Genomic DNA, 15534 nt, shown 5'->3' with positions numbered 1-15534 from the left:
GCGGCATCGGAAGGATCGACTGTGATCCGGCTAATGAGATCGTTCCATAAGGGCATGAGGTCACGCCCCTCATAGATCGACCGGATGATTTTTGCCTTGCCAGTGATATCGAGCGGAAATACCGGTCGTAGGCCGGTCGCCGGCTCCTTCCTCATGATTTGGTCATTCGTTATAGCCCAAACGAAACAATTTACCGCACATCCAATGAAAAATCCGATGATCGCGCTGACTTCTTTTGGGAGCAGCTAATAGTCGTGGCTATCACCTTTCACTGACGTTTCCCTGAAGTCGGATCACCTCTTCAAGCTCCCAAAATCGACGCTATGCCTTGCTTCAAAGGTCCGCATTATTTTCCTAGCCGCGATGTCCATGGTCGCACAATTAGCTTCAATCGCTCTCTTGAGCTCCGCCCTTCTCGGTGCATCGAGACGGGACGGTGTTCCCCGCACTTGAAAGGAAAGAAGCGTGCTCCATACGCTGTTGGGTTTTGAGCGAGGCTTCACCGGATCCGTTGATGTGAAGGGATACGAACCGACGATGTCTTCAAAAACTGAAGAACCCTCCGATAATCAAATTGGGGTGGAGTTCGCCATCAACTAAGATCATGGACAAAAAGCAAAACGACGCCTATCTTATCGCTAGGTAATACCTAGTAATATGTGAGGCTGCCATGGCTACTTCTCTCAAGATCGATGACGAACTAAAGAACCGAGTTCAGAACCTCGCCAGCCAACGACGGCGCTCGGCTCACTGGATCATGCTCGAAGCCATTCAGCAATATGTTGAGCGTGAGGAAGCGCGGGAAAACTTCAGACAGGAGGCTTTGGCGTCCTGGGCGGCCTATCAGGAGACCGGCCGACATCTTACCGGACAGGAGGTGCGCACTTGGCTGGGCACCTGGGGCACGAATGCGGAAAAGTCGGTGCCTGAGTGCCACGAGTAATCGTTACCGAAGGCGCGGCACAGGGCTTGGAACGCTGCAGGCGATTTTTGGCGGCTAAGGCGCCGACTGCCGCAAGTCGGGCGGGCCAGGCTATCGAACGCCAGTTCCTGTTGCTGGAATCAACGCCTCTTATTGGCCGCCCGCTTCTGGACGACGCTCGATTGCGTGAACTGGTTATCCCCTTTGGTGACTCTGGCTACATCGCGCTTTACCGATACGAGCCTGATGGCGATATCGTGTTGGTCCTCGCTTTCCGGCATCAGAAAGAGGCCGGCTACTGACACCACCACCTGTATAGCGCTGCTTAGCAAGGTAGAATTCAGAACACGGCGTTACCAGGCATCTTACTGCCGCACGTGCGTTTTCAGCATCACACCATTTGTCCTGCCCGCGCCGCGACCTCGAAGGCTGACGTCAGCATCCGGAGTTCGCCATATGCTCCGATTGTCCATCCCTGTTTCAAGGCTGAAGCGACACTATTATACTCTCGCTCTTGAGGGGATCAGGACCCGCGACCTTGGTATCAAGAAAACTCCCTCTATGCGAGCTTCGTCGGCAAGCCAAAGGCTTGATCTAGCTGAAATTTTCTGCGGTTTATTGAAACTCTTTTTTCGCTAACAAGTCTTCGATCCGATTTCGTATGTCACCGTTAGATTCAATTTCCATCAGGGGATTTAGGGCAGCCAAGGCTTCCTAAGGCCAGTCTCTTCGATCCCACTTTGGCCGGGGCTAAGGGTTTCCCCAGCTCCAGCGTCAGTATCGTCGCCAGATCGTCGCGATTTTCGATCATCAGGCGGTGTGATGCCTTGAGAATGGGCGCCCGTTCCCCGGCCATCTTCTTCGCCCAAAGCTTCTTGGCAAGGTCGGCCGATCTGATCGCCTTCTCCGTCTCCACGGCGCTGAGACCGGGACTGGCATGACTGTCGGAAAAGCGAGGGATCAGCGAGCTTCATATAACGACTTTTCAGCAGAACACGTGAGCAGCACCGGGATCGAATTCGAGATGAACGCTGTCGCCGCGGCTCAACCCGGAAATCGCCTCATGCCCAAACGGAAGGCGCACCGACAGGGCTTCGCCGGCCGCCGTCTGAGTTGCCACATGCACGTTGTTGCCGAGGAAGGTGATGTCACTGACGGTAGCGCTAAGGCCTTTGCCCGCACCATTGCTGCGCCCCAGCCGAATGCGTTCAGGCCGCAGCATCAGCGCGGCCTTGCTGCCGGAAGCCGCGCGGCCATGCACGGGAATTTGCTCGAACACGGCTTTGCCACCGAGCGAGATCGTCGCCTCACCATTGCCCGACGACAACAGGACGCAGGAGATGAAATCGCTGTCGCCGATGAATTCGGCGACAAAACGGGTGCGTGGATTGGCGTAGAGTTCCGGGCCGGTTCCTATCTGGTCGATGATGCCTTTGGAGAAGACGGCGATACGATCGGACAACCGCAGGGCCTCTTCTTGGTCGTGGGTCACATAGAGGATCGTTACCTCTGTTTGCTCGTGGATCCTTTTGATCTCGTGCTGGATCTCTTCGCGCAACTTCTTGTCGAGAGCAGATAACGGCTCGTCCATCAATAGCACCGGCGGATCATAAGCGAGTGCCCTTGCAAGAGCGACGCGCTGCTGCTGGCCGCCGGACATTTGCGCGGGCTTGCGATCCTCGAAGCCTTCGAGCCGGACAAGGCGGAGCATTTCTCTGACTCGGCTGTCGACCTCTGCCTTGGATTTGCGGCGCACCTTCAACGGAAAGGCGATATTCTCTCCGACGGTCAAATGCGGAAATAGCGTATAGCGCTGGAACACCATGCCGATATTGCGCTTGTGCGATGGCGTCGACAGCAGCGTCTCGCCGTTCAGCAAGATATCGCCCTTGGTGGGGTTCTCGAAACCGGCGAGGATATAGAGCGTCGTGCTCTTGCCCGAGCCGGAGGGGCCGAGAAAGGTCAGGAACTCGCCGCGCTTGACCTCGAGATTGACGTCGTGGACCGCGACGACGGGACCATATTCCTTGCGGATACCTTTGATCTTCAGGAAGGATTCGCTCATTTTCTTAGAACCTTGCGCACGATCGCGGCCAGCGTCATCAACATGACCGTCAAAAGGATGAGAAGTGTGGAGGCAGCAGCGACGACCGGCGTCAGGTCCTGCCGGAGTGTAGCCCAGACTTTGACGGGCAGCGTCTGCAGCGTCGGGCTCGCCATGAAGATCGCAACGACCACCTCATCCCAGGACGTCAGGAACGAGAAGACGGCAGCCGAGAACAATCCGTGGCTGATGGCGGGCAGCGTGACCCTGATCTTCGCCTCGAGCGGAGACGCGCCGCAAAGCACGGCGGCATCCTCGATCGACTTGTCAAAGCCTTCGAGCGCGCCAGCGATCGACAGGATGGAAAAGGGTAGCGCCAGAACCAGATGGGAGAATACGAAGCCGACTAAGGTGCCGCCCAGCCCAATTCGCAGGAAGAAGGCGTAGAGAGCGACGGCGAAGACGACGACGGGGAGGATCATCGGCGTCAGGAACAGTGCCTTCAGCGCATCGCGAAACATGAACTTCCCGCGCACCAGGCCGAAGGAGGTCACAAGACCGAGCAGCACCGAAAGCACCGTGACGATCAAAGCGATCTTGAAGCTCGTCCAGGCCGAAGCCAGCCATTGCGGATCGGAAAGCAGTTCCGCGTACCAGCGCCAGGTCCAGCCCGGCGGCGGAAAGATCAGCCATTGCGATGAGCCGAACGACAGGGCGGCGATGAACAGGATCGGCAGAAGAAGAAAGGCCGCGGTCAGGATGGTGATGGCAAGCAGCACATATTTCCACCAGCCGAGACGATCGAAATTCAGCAACATCTCAGCGTCCCCCCGTGCTTTGAACGCCGAAGAGCCGCAGCTGGACGGCATAAAGCGTCAGGGTGACGGCCAACAGGACGAAGGCGGCCGCGCCGCCCATGCCCCAATTGACGAGCGATTGCACGAACTGGGCGATGAGTTCGGCGAGCATCATGTTCGCGGTGCCGCCAAGCAGCGACGGCGTGACGTAGTAGCCGAGCGACATGACGAACACTATCAAGGCTCCTACCATCATGCCGGGAGCGGCAAGCGGTATCAGAATGCGAGTGAGGCACTGCAGACGGCTGGCACCGCACAGCGCCGCCGCCTGCAGCACGGCCGGATCGATCTTCTTGATGACGCCGTAGAGCGGCAAGATGATGAAGGGCAGCATGATATAAGTCATGCCGATCGTCACACCGGTCAGGTTATTGACGAGGGCAAGCGGCTTGTCGATTAGGCCCATGCCGATCAGCATCTTGTTGATCAATCCCGTACGCTGCAAAAGCACCATCCAGGCATAGGTGCGCGCGAGCAGGTTCGTCCACATCGACAGCAGCAGGATCGCAAAGACGACCGAGGACCAGCGCGACGGCATGATCGCCAGCGTCCATGCCACGGGAAAACCGATCAACAGCGATAGGACGGTGACGACGCCCGACACGATGAACGTGTTGGCGAAGATCTTTAGATAGGTTTCTGAGCCCAGCAATTCGGCGTAATTGCCGAAGCCGAAAGCCGGCTCCATCACGCTGCGCAGAAGCAACGCGATGACCGGAAAGATGAAAAAGATCGCGACGAAGGCGAGGGCCGGCGCGACCTGCGCGAATCCGGTCGACCCTGCCGTCTTGCGGGCCGGTGCGGCCGCGTCCGCGACGTCTACGTATGTCGACATGGCAATCCTTTCCCACCATGGGCGCTGTTGAGCAGCGATCGCTACGCACAGGCCTGGACCTCGCATTGCCCCACCGCGGAGATTTGTCCGCGGTGGTCTGGTGATCTCCGCCGCTTACTGCGCCTGCCAGGCGTACCACTTCTTGCCGATCGCATCCCTGTTCGCGGCCCAGTAATTCATGTCGGCATTGACCTGACTGGCGGTCTGCTGGTCCGGCAAGGTCTTGGCTACTTCAGGGTCCATCAGTTTCGCCGAGCCGAGGTTTGTCGGCGCATATCCGGTGGCCCTCGCCAAATCGGCCTGCGACTGTGCCGAGGTCGCGAGCGCGATGAATTTCATCGCCGTTTCGAGGTTCGGCGCACCCTTGGGGATGACAAGGGCATCCGCTGCCGTGATGTTCTGGCTCCAGGAGAGCTCCGTCTTGACGCCGCTGTTGGCAAGCGCGGTCATGCGGCCATTCCAGAGACTGCCGAAAGGCGCTTCGGCCGAGGCCAGCAGCTGCTGCGATTGCGCGCCGCTCGACCACCAGACAATATCGGATTTGATCGTATCGAGCTTCTTGAAGGCGCGATCGAGATCGAGCGGATAGAGCTTGTCGGCGGGAACGCCATCAGCCAAGAGCGCCGCTTCGATGACGCCCGGCGCGGACCATTTGTAGAAGGTGCGCTTGCCGGGGAATTTCTTCGTGTCGAAGAGATCAGCCCAGGTCTTCGGGCAGGCGCTGACCGCATCGGCGTTGCAGCCGATGACAAAGGAATAATAGAAGCTACCGACGGAATAGTCGCTGACGAAGCGCGGATCGAGCTTGGACTTGTCGATGACGGAAAAGTCGAGCTTTTCGAGCAGACCCGCCTTGCCGGCCTGCGCGGCATAATCACCCTCGACGTCGACGACGTCCCAGCTCACCTGGCCGGCTTCGACCATTGCTTTCAGCTTGCCGTAGTCCGTTGGGCCGTCCTGCATGACGCCGATACCGGTCTTCTCAGTAAACTGGTTGGCCCAGGCAGCCTTCTGCGCATCCTGCGTCGTTCCTCCCCAGCTCGTGAACACCATGGTGTCGGCCCTGGCGGGCATGGATGCGGCCATCATTGCGGCAAAGGCCGCGAGTGCAATTCTTGCTTTCATGTTCCCTTGTCCTTGTTTTTCACTTTTTAGAGGCATGCCTTACGCACCCGCCCGTTCATCCCAATGGGGAGAAACCGGCTGGCTTCATGATCTTGTTTTCCGCTTGTTCGATCAGGTCGCGGATCTTCGGCAGGAAGGCCTGCCATTTGGGGTCGGCGGCCAGCCGCCCGCGCCGCGCCTCGCGATCGTCGAGGCTTGCATAGGCCCAGATGTGCACGATCTCGTTGATGACACCGATTTCCGAGTAGAAGTAGCCGACGAGATCGCCGAGATGGGCCTTCTGGATGGCAATCCCTTCCTCTTCCACCACCTTCAGATATTGTGGGGTCGTGCCGTTCTTCAGCCGGTAGGTGCGGATCTCGTAAAACATCGGTCTCACCTCATGACGAAGGGATCGGGAATCGGATCATCCGATGTCCGCAGCCAGATCGTCTTGGTGCGCGTATAGTCAAGCGCCGCGGCAAGACCGCCTTCCCTGCCATGGCCGGAAAGGCCAAAGCCGCCGAAGGGAGCGATAGGCGATACCGCGCGATAGGTGTTGACCCAGACGACGCCGGCGCGGATGCCCTTCATCAGGCGATGGGCGCGTGTGAGATTCTGGGTGAAGACACCGGATGCCAGGCCATAGCGGGTATCGTTTGCAAGCCTCAAGGCTTCTGCCTCGCTCTCGAACGAGACAACCGACAGAACCGGCCCGAAGAATTCCTCGGCCAATGACGGCGAGTTGACGCCATCGCAATCGAGGATCGTCGGCGGGAAGTAATAACCCACGCCGTCTGGCTTTTGGCCACCGGTGATCAGCCGAGCGCCGCTCGCAATGGATTTCTCGAGGAGAGCGGCCACATGATCCTGCTGGCGTTTCGTAGCTAGCGGGCCGACCTCGGTCGCCATGTCGAGCGGTGAACCGATTCGGATCGCCTCGGCTTTGCGCTTGAGGATCGACAGAAAGGCGTCCTTGACGCTAGCCTCGACGATAAGCCGCGAGCCGGCAACGCAGCTTTGACCAGTCGCCGCGAAAATGCCGGCGACTTGCGCATTCGCGGCGCTCTCGAGATCGGCATCGGCAAAGACGATGAAGGGTGATTTGCCGCCCAGTTCCAGCGAGGCCGAAGCAAGGTTCTCGGCCGAATTGCGGATGACATGGCGTGCCGTCTCCGGTCCGCCCGTAAAAGCTATATGCGCGACCTTGGGATGGCGACCAAGAGCCGCGCCGCAGGAAGAACCGAAACCAGTGATGATGTTGACGACGCCGGCCGGAAAGCCCGCTTCGTGGACCAGGCGCGCGAACTCCAGCAGCGACGCCGGCCCGTCTTCCGATGCCTTGACGACCATGGTACAGCCGGCGGCGAGCGCCGGGCCGATCTTGACCGCGGACAGGAAGAGCTGGCTGTTCCAGGGCACGACCATGGCAACGACGCCGATCGGCTCGCGACGCAGCCAGACATCCATGTCCGGCTTGTCGATCGGCAGATACGAGCCTTCGATCTTGTCGGCGATGCCGGCATAGTAGCGATAATAGTCGGCGACATAGGCGATCTGCGCCGAGGTCTCGCGGATGATCTTGCCGGTGTCGCGCGTTTCCAGTTCGGCAAGTTTTTGCGCATTGGCTGCGACGAGATCGGCGAGCCTGTAGAGGAGCTTGCCGCGCTGCGTCGCCGTCATCTTCGCCCAGGGACCATCGTAGAGCGCCTTCTCGGCGGCATTGACGGCGCGGTCGACATCAGCCTCGCGCGCCTCCGGCATAAGTGCCCAGACGTCGCCGGTCGCGGGATCGATACTCTGGAAGCGGGCTTCCCCATCCAGAAATTCACCGTCGATATAATATTGGAAGCGCTGCATGGCGTTCACTCCGCAAATGCCGGCATGACGTCGGCGATGAAGCGTTCGAGCGAAGCCTTCTTGCGCTCGAACGACATGCCGGTGTCGATCCAGAAGGAATATTCGTCGTAGCCCATTGCCTGATAGGTCTTCAGCCGGGCAATCACAGTCGATGCATCGCCGACGACATTGTTGCTGCGCATGACCGCATCCGACAGCATGGCATTGGCGCGAATCTCCTCTTCGGGAATATGCTCGATCAGGCCCTGATGGACCGGCGTCTCGTTCTTGAACCAAGCGAAAAAGTAATTGTAGTAGACGCTGAGCTCATGGGCCGCCCTTGCAATGTCGTCGTCGGACGAGCCGACATAGGTATGGCGCAGGAGCATGATCTTCGGCCGCTCCCTATGCGGGCTCTTGGCGCAGGCATCGTTGAACCGCCCCATCAGCGCCTCGACTTCACCGTCACCCTGCCAGAGCGGCGTCACCTGGACATTACAGCCATTGGCGACAGCGAATTCATGCGAATTCGGGTCGCGTGCCGCGACCCAGATCGGCGGATTGGGCTGCTGCAGCGGCTTCGGCGCCGAGGTGGTCGACGGGAATTTGAAGAATTCGCCCTCATGGGCGTAATCCCCCTGCCAGATGCCTTTGACGGCCGGGATCAGCTCGCGCATGCGCTGGCCAGCGCCCCAGGCGTCTAGACCCGGCAGCAACCGTTCATATTCGAAGGAATAGGCACCACGGGCAATGCCGATCTCGAGCCTGCCGTCGCAGATGATATCCGCCATGGCGGCTTCACCGGCAAGCTTGATCGGATGCCAGAAGGGCGCGATCACCGTTCCCGTGCCAAGCCTTGCCCGCGATGTCCGCCGCGCCAGGTCGGCGATCGTCACGAAAGGATTCGGCGCGATGGTAAAATCCATCCCGTGATGTTCGCCCGTCCAGATGGCGTGCATGCCGCCCCTGTCGGCGATCTCGCACAGCGCGACGAACTCCTCATAGAGGCTTTTATGCGTCTGGTTCGCGTCGAGGCGCTCCATGTGAACGAAGAGGGAGAATTTCATGCTTGCACCGCCTTTCCGGAAACCGGCCGCACCATGCCGGAGGTCTCGTCGCCAAAATAGACCCCGAAATTGCCGATCTGGCTTTCCAATGCGAAGCGAGCAACGATGTCGGCGGTCGAGCTGGTCTTGAACTGCGCCGCCTTCAGCGCGTCAGGTTTGAGGAACCTGCCCTCGCGCGGCTCGCCTTGCGAGGCAAAGGCGCGATAGACGATGTGATGCCTGCCATCGCTCTTGCCTTCATAGACCGAGTAGAGAAAGCCGACCGTGACCGAAAGACCCGTCAGCGCCTGCAGGTAGTGACCAAGGATGTCGGCGGGGCTGCCCTCCCTGCCCTCGCAATTAGGAAGAGAAAGAACATCATTGCCAAGCAGCAGGATTTCGCCATCGCGCTCGACGACCGCGCCAAGTTCGATATTGCCTTCCGCGGCCGCAGACACCGCCTTGCTGGCGAGAATCGGGGTGAAATAGCCGCCGCGGGCATAGCCGAGCCCGTTGCGGCCGCTATTGTCGAAGGAGACGATGCGCCCCATCAGGACAACATGATCGCCGGCTTCAATGACCTGTTCCATGGCACATTCGAACCAGGCCGCAACATCCGAGAGAATGGGACAGCCATCGGCTCCCGCATTCCACTCGACGGCGGCAAACCGGTCTTCGACGGGCCGTGCAAAGGTATTGGAGACGGTTTTCTGCGTTTCCGAGAGCACATTGATCGCGAAATGCCTGGCGCTCGTCATGGCCGCGAAATTGCGGGAGCTTTTGGCGAGGCAGACGAGAAGAAGCGGCGGATCGAGCGAAACCGATGTGAAGGAATTTGCGGTAAAGCCGATCGGCAGGCCGGCCTGATCGCGCGCGGTTACCACCGTGACACCGGTCGGAAATGCGCCGAAAGCGTCGCGCAGCGCCCTTGGGTCGAAATCTTGTGTCGTCATCTTGCGTCCTCCCCGCATGAAAGCCACTCGGCGAGCAGCTCATTGACGATGTCAGGTGCCGTCAGGTTCACCATATGACGGTGGCCCTCGACGATCCGCACCCAGCCTTTGGGCGCAGCCGCTGCCATCTGCTCGGCCATCAGCGGCGTCGAATTCGGATCGTCCGATCCGGTCAGAAACAAAGCAGGCACACCGACATCGGGCCAGCGTTCGGCGTAGGTCTCGTCGCCGCCGGCGAAAGCAGCATAGGCCGTGGCATATCCTTGCGGATCGACAAGGCTCAGCCAGTTGCGGGTCAGCTCCCGTGCCACCGCACTTTGAGCATCGTCGCCAAACCAGCGCAGCAGCGGACCTTCCTTGTCGACGCCGACGAGCGATATTGCAGCGGCACGCGCAAGCACGGCCGCCTTGGCCTCGGGGTCGCGCCGATAGACGCCGTTGAGATAGGCGACCCGCTTGATCCGCTCACCGAACGTGGCGGCAGCGCCTCCGGCAACGAGCGCACCCATCGAATGACCGGCGACACTGACTTCACTGAGCGCCAGTTCATCGAGGAAGCCGCCAAACCAGGCGACGAAGGCCTCCAGCTTGCTGCCGGTAGGCAATGCAGCGCTTTCGCCATGCCCCGGCATATCGAGGGCAATGACCCGATGAGTCTGTGAAAAGCCCGTGATTTGCGGCGACCAAGCTTCGAGCCGCATGCCGACGCCATGAATGAGAACCAGCGGCTCCCCCTCGCCCACTTCATGATAGGCGGTCCCGCTCGCCGTATGCTTGCGGAACAGACCTTCCGTCTTCAGATCGGCCTTGTCGTGGTCCATGGTTTCCATCGCCGGCATCCGGGCGCCCGATCCTTACACGCCGGCCGGATTGGCGACGTCTTGCCCCAGATCCTTGAGGTCCTGGTAGCGATCGCCGATGCGATGATGCGGCCTTCCGCCGACCGAGGCGCCGAGCGCGACGACGATCTCGTCAGCGGCGGGCGCATCGGGAACCGACGTCTGGATCGTGAGATAGTGCGAACGCCGCCCTTCGTCATTCTTGTCCATGAGCGGGATCATGATCGGCGCATTGGCCGGGCCGCGTGTATTGCAGAAGGCGAGATAGGACTTGGCACCGACGGCGTGGCGATAGTGATTGCCGAACCTCAGGGTGTGTATCAGCGCAGACGCATGCTCGATCTCGCCATCCAGACCGACGACGGCCGACTTTCCATAGGCTTCGACCGCTTCACCCGATCCCACAGCATCAATAATCATCTTGGTGAGCAATTCGCCAAGAAAAGGCGCAGCAGCGTGAATCTCCGGCTTCAGATCCAAGACGAAGCCGCGACCAGCCCAAGGGTTTTTGACGATCGCGCAGGCCGAGAAAAGCTTCAGCGGCGCGGCCGCCGCCCTACCCCCTTCGATAAGCGTCGTTTCGATCTGCAGGACGGTTTTTCGGATCTGAAGGCTCATGGCTCGCTCTCTATTAAGATTATGTATGATGGTATGCCATAATACATTGCTGTCAAGCGGCTTTGCACGAACGAATCCGAAAGTCGTGTCGATCTCAAAATTAAATCCGATATAACAATGGCTTGGCGACACTCAGAACAGCGCTCGCGCAGGCGCTGCCTGTTCATTACACATCACCAGATACCGATGTTCCGCTTTTGTATTAGTTATTATGGTATACCATCACCTCGAACGTGAAAATGAGTCAATCCGCGTCGACGGCCAAACGACAATTTGATGAGGTCGAATACCGCCGACGGTGCGGTACGTTTTGAGCCGAGCTTCGGGGAAACCGATCGGGTTCAAACCTGCCGCACGATGGCGCCGATCGCGTTGACGAGAACACGCGCGGCGGTCACGGCCGACAGGCCATCGATGTCGCCGGGAGGATAAAACTCCACCAAATCGAAGCCGCCGATCCTTGCCCGCCTGCCAAGGCCGGCAATCAGGTCGATGACCTCGTTATAGATGAGGCCGCCGGGTGTCCGCGCCGCAACTCCCGGCATGATGCTGGGATCGATGCTGTCACAATCCAGGGTGACGACAACACGCGCTCCCTCCGGAATATGCCGGAGAGCCGCGGCCACTCCCTCAGCATGGATCTCGCGGGCAGTCACGAAATGGCTACCGTAACGCTGCGCGGCTTCGATCTCTTCGGGCCGGGCACTTCCGACACTGCGAAGGCCAACTTGCACCATCCCGGCGACATGCGGCATTTCGCTTGCCCGCCGCATCGAGCTCGAATAGCCGTAACGCTCGCCATGCAACTCATCGCGCCAGTCGACATGGGCATCGATCTGCAGGACCCAGACCGGTCCGTGATCGGCAAAGCCTGCGATAAACGGCATGGTGACGGAACAGTCGCCGCCGAGCAGGATCGGCACAGCCTGCAATGCCAGCACCTCGCGCGTCTTAGCCTCGATCCGGGCTCGGTTTCCGGCATTGTCATGCATGGTGGTTTCGATGTCGCCCGCATCGATGCAACTGGGCGGTCTGCCATCGAACAGCGGGCCGCCAAGATCGAAATCCCAGTGATCGATCAGCGCCGCGTCCGCCTGGCTTACGGCACGGATGGTGCCGGCCGCCAGCGCATGGCCGCTGCTATCCTTGCCGGCATAGGTGCTGCCGTGACCGGCAGCGAAGATGACCGCGCGCGGTATGCGCCCCTCATCCAAACGATCTGGAAGGCCGAGAAAGGAAAGAGAGTTGGTCATTTCGCATCAGCCTCGACGATGTTTTTCCCGGAACAGGGGTAGTGGCACGAAGATCAGTCGGCCGGTTGGCGATCGGAAAGCACGGCCTGGGCGATGGCACTGGCGCTTGCGACATGTTCCATCGCCGCCCGATAGGCGCCTTCGCCGTCACCGCGCCGGATAGCATCGACGATGCGCGCCATCTGTGCTGGCCCCTGAACGTCACGATCCCTGGTCTTGATCGTCATGGAACGCAGATGATTGATGCGCACCGTCAGTAGATTGACGACGCCCCATGCCACGTGGCGGTCGACGCTGCTGAACAGCGTCTGATAGAAAGAGGATGTGTGAGCAAGCACGCCGGCCATGTCCTTGCCGCGATAGCTCTGCCTTATGTCTTCGAGCGACTTGTCCAGGGCATCGGCGATCGCGGGATTGTTTTGCTCGGCGCAAAGCCGCGCCGCCATCCCTTCCAGTGCTGCGCGGATCTCGTAGATCTGTTTGGCTTCGTCGTGATTGAGCTGGGCGACGATCGGCCCCTTGTTCGGGAGATTGGCGACAAGGCCTTCGGATTCGAGATGGCGCAGAACCTCGCGAACGATGGTGCGGCTGACACCGAGCTGGGCACAGAGATCGCGCTCCACCAGCCGATCTCCCGGCCGGAAATAACCATTGACGATCGCTTCTCGCACCTTGTCGAGGGCGAGCTCCCGCAACGTCTTCGTCGGACGCTCCACGCGAATTGCGGCGCCATGCGCATCGTCAGTCATTTTCACACCTTCGATCTTCGGGTACCATAATATGGCGTACCAAAATCATCCATTCCCGCAATGAAGTCAATGCAGCGGAGCGCCCGACAGTCAGAGCAACGCTTGTTCGTGAATGCCTAAATGCTCCTTCAGCACCTTCTTATGATCGGCACCGATTGCGAGATATCGCTGTTCTCCGGCCATTATCACGTGGTCGACGAAGCAGTGGAGGCAAACATCCGGCAATATGCGCGCAGCGGCATCCGGATTATCTTTTTGGATGTATGCGCCAATCTCAACAAGCGGTCGCAGCGCTCTCCTCGTCCAGCAAATATGCTTTTCGCTCATAATTGATGAGCAGACCTGGTGTATTTTCGGATAACTTTCGTCATTTCTTCATCGGTCACGAATTCGCCTCGCTTGGCTTCAGCCAATCCGGCTTCGACTTCAGCAATTTGCCACTCTTCGCGAGCAACATAATCCTCGATTTACTGGGCTGCCATATCAGAGCGCGAGCGATCAAGCGTCTCCGCGATCTGGTTGAGTTTACTAGCCGTCTTGTCTGAAACACGCACGGTGAATGCGGCCATAACACCCACCCTTTCCTAGCTCAGTAAGATTATCTGTGAACCGTCAAGGTTCAGCATGAACTCACATCAAAGCGCCCGAGAGGGCTTACACAAAAAACGCAAATGGCTTTGATTGGTCTTGAAGGGTTTTGAACCAGCGATCCGCGCGCTTAATGCGCTAAGCGATTGAAAACCCGATCTGTTGATTAAGCTGGAGCGTTGTGTCAAAGCTGGATAGGGCTGCGACGTGGTCAACCGGTTAGAAACGCGACAACAGGGTCTTCTTGTTCTGACGATCAGCCCCCGGTCGGACCGGCTGGGCCGGGTTGAAAGGGCGGAGCGGGGGCGGGTAATGAAGCTCCCCTTCGGCTTTAGATCCCATGAGGAGTGAACAGCGGCCGCCGCTCTGGCAGAGTGAGGTTGCATCAAAACACTCGCTCAGGAGGAGCAGTTTATGGAACCTGCATCCATTCATCCGACCGCTGTCCGCACTGATCTTGGCGCAATTTTTGTGTCATTGGAACTGAGCCGATCGACCTGGTTGATCACTTCGTTGTCGCCGGGCAGTGGCGAGAAGATGTCGAAACATGTAGTGGCCGGTGGCAATGTGGCCGAGCTGCTGGATCGATTTGAGCAGCTACAACAGAAGGCGCGGTTGAGAACAGGGAAGTTATTTCCCATCGTGACGATCCAAGAGGCAGGATTGGACGGCTTCTGGATACACCGCGTGCTGGAGGCTCACGGCATCGAGAGTTACGTCGTCGACGCAGCTTCGATCGCGACCTCCCGTCGACGTCGGCGTGCGAAGACCGACAAGATCGATGGAGAGGCTCTGACGCGCACATTGCTCGCGTTCAAGCGCGGCGAGCCACGCGTATGTGCGATGGTCAGAGCGCCAGATCCGAAGGACGAAGATCGGCGTCGGATTTGCCGGGAGCGCAAAGTTTTGATTGCCGAACGGGTCAGGCATGTCAATCGCGTGAAGGGGCTACTCTTTGCTCAAGGCGTCAGCGGCTATCAACCGCTCCGTAAGGATCGCCGTCAGCGGCTGGAGGAGCTCCAGACCGGAGATGGGCGCCAGTTACCGAAACACCTGAAGGCTCAAATCAATCGCGAACTCGACCGTCTCGAGTTGCTGCTAGAACAGATCGCGGCAGTGGAGAGCGAGCGTAATTCTCTCCTATCGACGTACGAGCAGCCAGCGGTTGAGGCAACCTCGCCCGCAGCGATGCTGCTGTCCTTAAAGGGTGTTGGCGCTGAATTTGCCGCCGTTCTTTGGACCGAAGCCCTGTCCCGGCATTTTGATAATCGGCGGCAGATTGCCGCCTATGCAGGTTTGACGCCGACCCCATGGATGAGCGGCACGATTGACCACGAACAGGGTGTCTCAAAAGCAGGGAATCCTCGGCTGCGCACCACGATGATTCAACTGTCGTGGCTGTGGCTACGCAATCAGCCAGCGTCAGCGCTCAGTCGTTGGTTTGTGGATCGGGTTCAGTTGAACGGGGGACGTTTAAAGAAAGCCGCGATAGTTGCCCTGGCGCGCAAGCTCCTTATCGCGCTGTGGAAGTTTGTTACTGCGGGTGTTGTCATCGAAGGGGCTGTCATGAAGACCGCCTAACGACCAAAAAATGGCCGAACACACAAATCTTCCAGGACTGATCACTCCTGGCGGATCCAGGTGAGCGAACCGCCTCAAAGTCGGGCTTCAAATGCCGCGCTTTAGATTGGTCCCGTTCTCCTGAGCCTTGCCGCTACGCAAGCGGGATAATGGTGCTGCCGGACAAAACGGCGACCGTATGTGAGTTTGAACCGGTGACGGAAACGTGCCGCGTCAAGCAAGGTGGCTCAGACCATGGGTTCGATACGAAATCGAAGGGGCACGCTATGAAACCATGATTGATCTTGACGGCGAAATCCTCATGTG

Annotated in this window: 17 protein-coding genes and 2 pseudogenes; 5 read left to right on the top strand and 14 right to left on the bottom strand. The window is 59.1% G+C overall.

What is annotated here, in order from left to right; all coding sequences use genetic code 11:
- Nucleotides 1-465: 465 nt before the first annotated feature.
- The 3 genes from ACYJRZ_RS30485 to ACYJRZ_RS30475 all read left to right on the top strand — a co-directional run bounded on the left by ACYJRZ_RS30485 (nt 466) and on the right by ACYJRZ_RS30475 (nt 1224).
- On the top strand, nt 466-600 hold the full coding sequence (locus ACYJRZ_RS30485; protein WP_459465071.1) for a hypothetical protein: 135 nt from the start codon (nt 466-468) through the stop codon (nt 598-600).
- A 70-nt stretch (nt 601-670) separates the two neighbouring features.
- The gene (locus ACYJRZ_RS30480) at nt 671-943 is read left to right on the top strand and encodes a CopG family ribbon-helix-helix protein (RefSeq protein ID WP_459465069.1); all 273 of its coding nucleotides are present in this window, start codon (nt 671-673) and stop codon (nt 941-943) included.
- Nucleotides 944-990: 47 nt separating this feature from the next.
- Entirely contained in the window at nt 991-1224 is a 234-nt protein-coding gene (locus tag ACYJRZ_RS30475; protein WP_459465067.1) for a type II toxin-antitoxin system RelE/ParE family toxin, read from the top strand.
- A 437-nt stretch (nt 1225-1661) separates the two neighbouring features.
- Here ACYJRZ_RS30475 and ACYJRZ_RS30470 read toward each other — a convergent pair.
- From ACYJRZ_RS30470 to ACYJRZ_RS30410, 13 genes and pseudogenes are all read right to left on the bottom strand, one after another.
- Nucleotides 1662-1853, bottom strand: a pseudogene (locus tag ACYJRZ_RS30470) (aldehyde dehydrogenase family protein); the annotation flags it as partial.
- A 54-nt stretch (nt 1854-1907) separates the two neighbouring features.
- Nucleotides 1908-2987 carry an ABC transporter ATP-binding protein gene (locus ACYJRZ_RS30465; protein ID WP_459465065.1) on the bottom strand — a complete coding sequence of 360 codons (1080 nt, stop codon included), beginning with the start codon at nt 2985-2987 and terminating at the stop codon, nt 1908-1910.
- A complete protein-coding gene (locus tag ACYJRZ_RS30460; RefSeq protein WP_459465063.1) occupies nt 2984-3784 on the bottom strand; it encodes an ABC transporter permease in 801 nt (266 codons plus the stop codon). The genes ACYJRZ_RS30465 and ACYJRZ_RS30460 overlap by 4 nt, the downstream gene beginning before the upstream one ends.
- A 1-nt stretch (nt 3785) precedes the next feature.
- On the bottom strand, nt 3786-4658 hold the full coding sequence (locus ACYJRZ_RS30455) for an ABC transporter permease (RefSeq protein ID WP_459465061.1): 873 nt from the start codon (nt 4656-4658) through the stop codon (nt 3786-3788).
- A gap of 114 nt (nt 4659-4772) precedes the next feature.
- A complete protein-coding gene (locus tag ACYJRZ_RS30450; RefSeq protein WP_459465059.1) occupies nt 4773-5783 on the bottom strand; it encodes an ABC transporter substrate-binding protein in 1011 nt (336 codons plus the stop codon).
- Between the two features lie 55 nt (nt 5784-5838).
- A complete protein-coding gene (locus tag ACYJRZ_RS30445; protein WP_113396227.1) occupies nt 5839-6153 on the bottom strand; it encodes an NIPSNAP family protein in 315 nt (104 codons plus the stop codon).
- Nucleotides 6154-6158: 5 nt separating this feature from the next.
- On the bottom strand, nt 6159-7622 hold the full coding sequence (locus ACYJRZ_RS30440; RefSeq protein WP_459465057.1) for an aldehyde dehydrogenase: 1464 nt from the start codon (nt 7620-7622) through the stop codon (nt 6159-6161).
- A gap of 5 nt (nt 7623-7627) precedes the next feature.
- Entirely contained in the window at nt 7628-8668 is a 1041-nt protein-coding gene (locus ACYJRZ_RS30435) for an LLM class flavin-dependent oxidoreductase (RefSeq protein WP_459465055.1), read from the bottom strand.
- Nucleotides 8665-9600, bottom strand: coding sequence for a flavin reductase family protein (locus tag ACYJRZ_RS30430; protein WP_459465053.1), 936 nt, complete (start codon nt 9598-9600; stop codon nt 8665-8667). Before ACYJRZ_RS30430 ends, ACYJRZ_RS30435 begins: the two co-directional genes overlap by 4 nt.
- On the bottom strand, nt 9597-10430 hold the full coding sequence (locus ACYJRZ_RS30425) for an alpha/beta fold hydrolase (protein ID WP_459465051.1): 834 nt from the start codon (nt 10428-10430) through the stop codon (nt 9597-9599). The genes ACYJRZ_RS30430 and ACYJRZ_RS30425 overlap by 4 nt, the downstream gene beginning before the upstream one ends.
- A 24-nt stretch (nt 10431-10454) precedes the next feature.
- Nucleotides 10455-11057: an amino acid synthesis family protein gene (locus ACYJRZ_RS30420; RefSeq protein ID WP_459465049.1), complete on the bottom strand. Its 603-nt coding sequence runs from the start codon at nt 11055-11057 to the stop codon at nt 10455-10457.
- A 341-nt stretch (nt 11058-11398) separates the two neighbouring features.
- On the bottom strand, nt 11399-12310 hold the full coding sequence (locus tag ACYJRZ_RS30415; protein ID WP_459465047.1) for an agmatinase: 912 nt from the start codon (nt 12308-12310) through the stop codon (nt 11399-11401).
- A 53-nt stretch (nt 12311-12363) separates the two neighbouring features.
- Complete coding sequence (locus tag ACYJRZ_RS30410) at nt 12364-13059, bottom strand: GntR family transcriptional regulator (RefSeq protein WP_459465045.1); 696 nt, start codon at nt 13057-13059, stop codon at nt 12364-12366.
- 141 nt (nt 13060-13200) lie between these two features.
- On the opposite strand from ACYJRZ_RS30410, the gene ACYJRZ_RS30405 reads away from it, so the two are divergent.
- On the top strand, nt 13201-13392 hold the full coding sequence (locus ACYJRZ_RS30405) for a hypothetical protein (protein WP_459465043.1): 192 nt from the start codon (nt 13201-13203) through the stop codon (nt 13390-13392).
- Here the strand turns inward: ACYJRZ_RS30405 and ACYJRZ_RS30400 are convergent.
- A pseudogene (locus ACYJRZ_RS30400) lies at nt 13383-13628 on the bottom strand (CopG family ribbon-helix-helix protein). The gene ACYJRZ_RS30405 and the pseudogene ACYJRZ_RS30400 overlap by 10 nt on opposite strands.
- 433 nt (nt 13629-14061) lie before the next feature.
- Between ACYJRZ_RS30400 and ACYJRZ_RS30395 the strand changes: the two are divergent.
- Nucleotides 14062-15228, top strand: a complete 1167-nt coding sequence (locus tag ACYJRZ_RS30395) for an IS110-like element ISRel9 family transposase (RefSeq protein WP_459465041.1) — start codon at nt 14062-14064, stop codon at nt 15226-15228.
- Nucleotides 15229-15534 lie beyond the last annotated feature (306 nt).

It is taken from the genome of Rhizobium sp. No.120, from assembly GCF_054558365.1.
The sequence above is the reverse complement of the archived record's forward strand: the minus strand, read 5'-3'. Positions and strand labels throughout refer to the sequence as shown.

Coding starts and splice junctions, on each gene's coding strand:
- ACYJRZ_RS30405 (WP_459465043.1), top strand. CDS start 13,201: ATGATCGGCACCGATTGCGAGATATCGCTGTTCTCCGGCCATTATCAC.
- ACYJRZ_RS30420 (WP_459465049.1), bottom strand. CDS start 11,057: ATGAGCCTTCAGATCCGAAAAACCGTCCTGCAGATCGAAACGACGCTT.
- ACYJRZ_RS30460 (WP_459465063.1), bottom strand. CDS start 3,784: ATGTTGCTGAATTTCGATCGTCTCGGCTGGTGGAAATATGTGCTGCTT.
- ACYJRZ_RS30480 (WP_459465069.1), top strand. CDS start 671: ATGGCTACTTCTCTCAAGATCGATGACGAACTAAAGAACCGAGTTCAG.
- ACYJRZ_RS30425 (WP_459465051.1), bottom strand. CDS start 10,430: ATGGAAACCATGGACCACGACAAGGCCGATCTGAAGACGGAAGGTCTG.
- ACYJRZ_RS30440 (WP_459465057.1), bottom strand. CDS start 7,622: ATGCAGCGCTTCCAATATTATATCGACGGTGAATTTCTGGATGGGGAA.
- ACYJRZ_RS30450 (WP_459465059.1), bottom strand. CDS start 5,783: ATGAAAGCAAGAATTGCACTCGCGGCCTTTGCCGCAATGATGGCCGCA.
- ACYJRZ_RS30465 (WP_459465065.1), bottom strand. CDS start 2,987: ATGAGCGAATCCTTCCTGAAGATCAAAGGTATCCGCAAGGAATATGGT.
- ACYJRZ_RS30455 (WP_459465061.1), bottom strand. CDS start 4,658: ATGTCGACATACGTAGACGTCGCGGACGCGGCCGCACCGGCCCGCAAG.
- ACYJRZ_RS30395 (WP_459465041.1), top strand. CDS start 14,062: ATGGAACCTGCATCCATTCATCCGACCGCTGTCCGCACTGATCTTGGC.
- ACYJRZ_RS30430 (WP_459465053.1), bottom strand. CDS start 9,600: ATGACGACACAAGATTTCGACCCAAGGGCGCTGCGCGACGCTTTCGGC.
- ACYJRZ_RS30445 (WP_113396227.1), bottom strand. CDS start 6,153: ATGTTTTACGAGATCCGCACCTACCGGCTGAAGAACGGCACGACCCCA.
- ACYJRZ_RS30435 (WP_459465055.1), bottom strand. CDS start 8,668: ATGAAATTCTCCCTCTTCGTTCACATGGAGCGCCTCGACGCGAACCAG.
- ACYJRZ_RS30415 (WP_459465047.1), bottom strand. CDS start 12,310: ATGACCAACTCTCTTTCCTTTCTCGGCCTTCCAGATCGTTTGGATGAG.
- ACYJRZ_RS30410 (WP_459465045.1), bottom strand. CDS start 13,059: ATGACTGACGATGCGCATGGCGCCGCAATTCGCGTGGAGCGTCCGACG.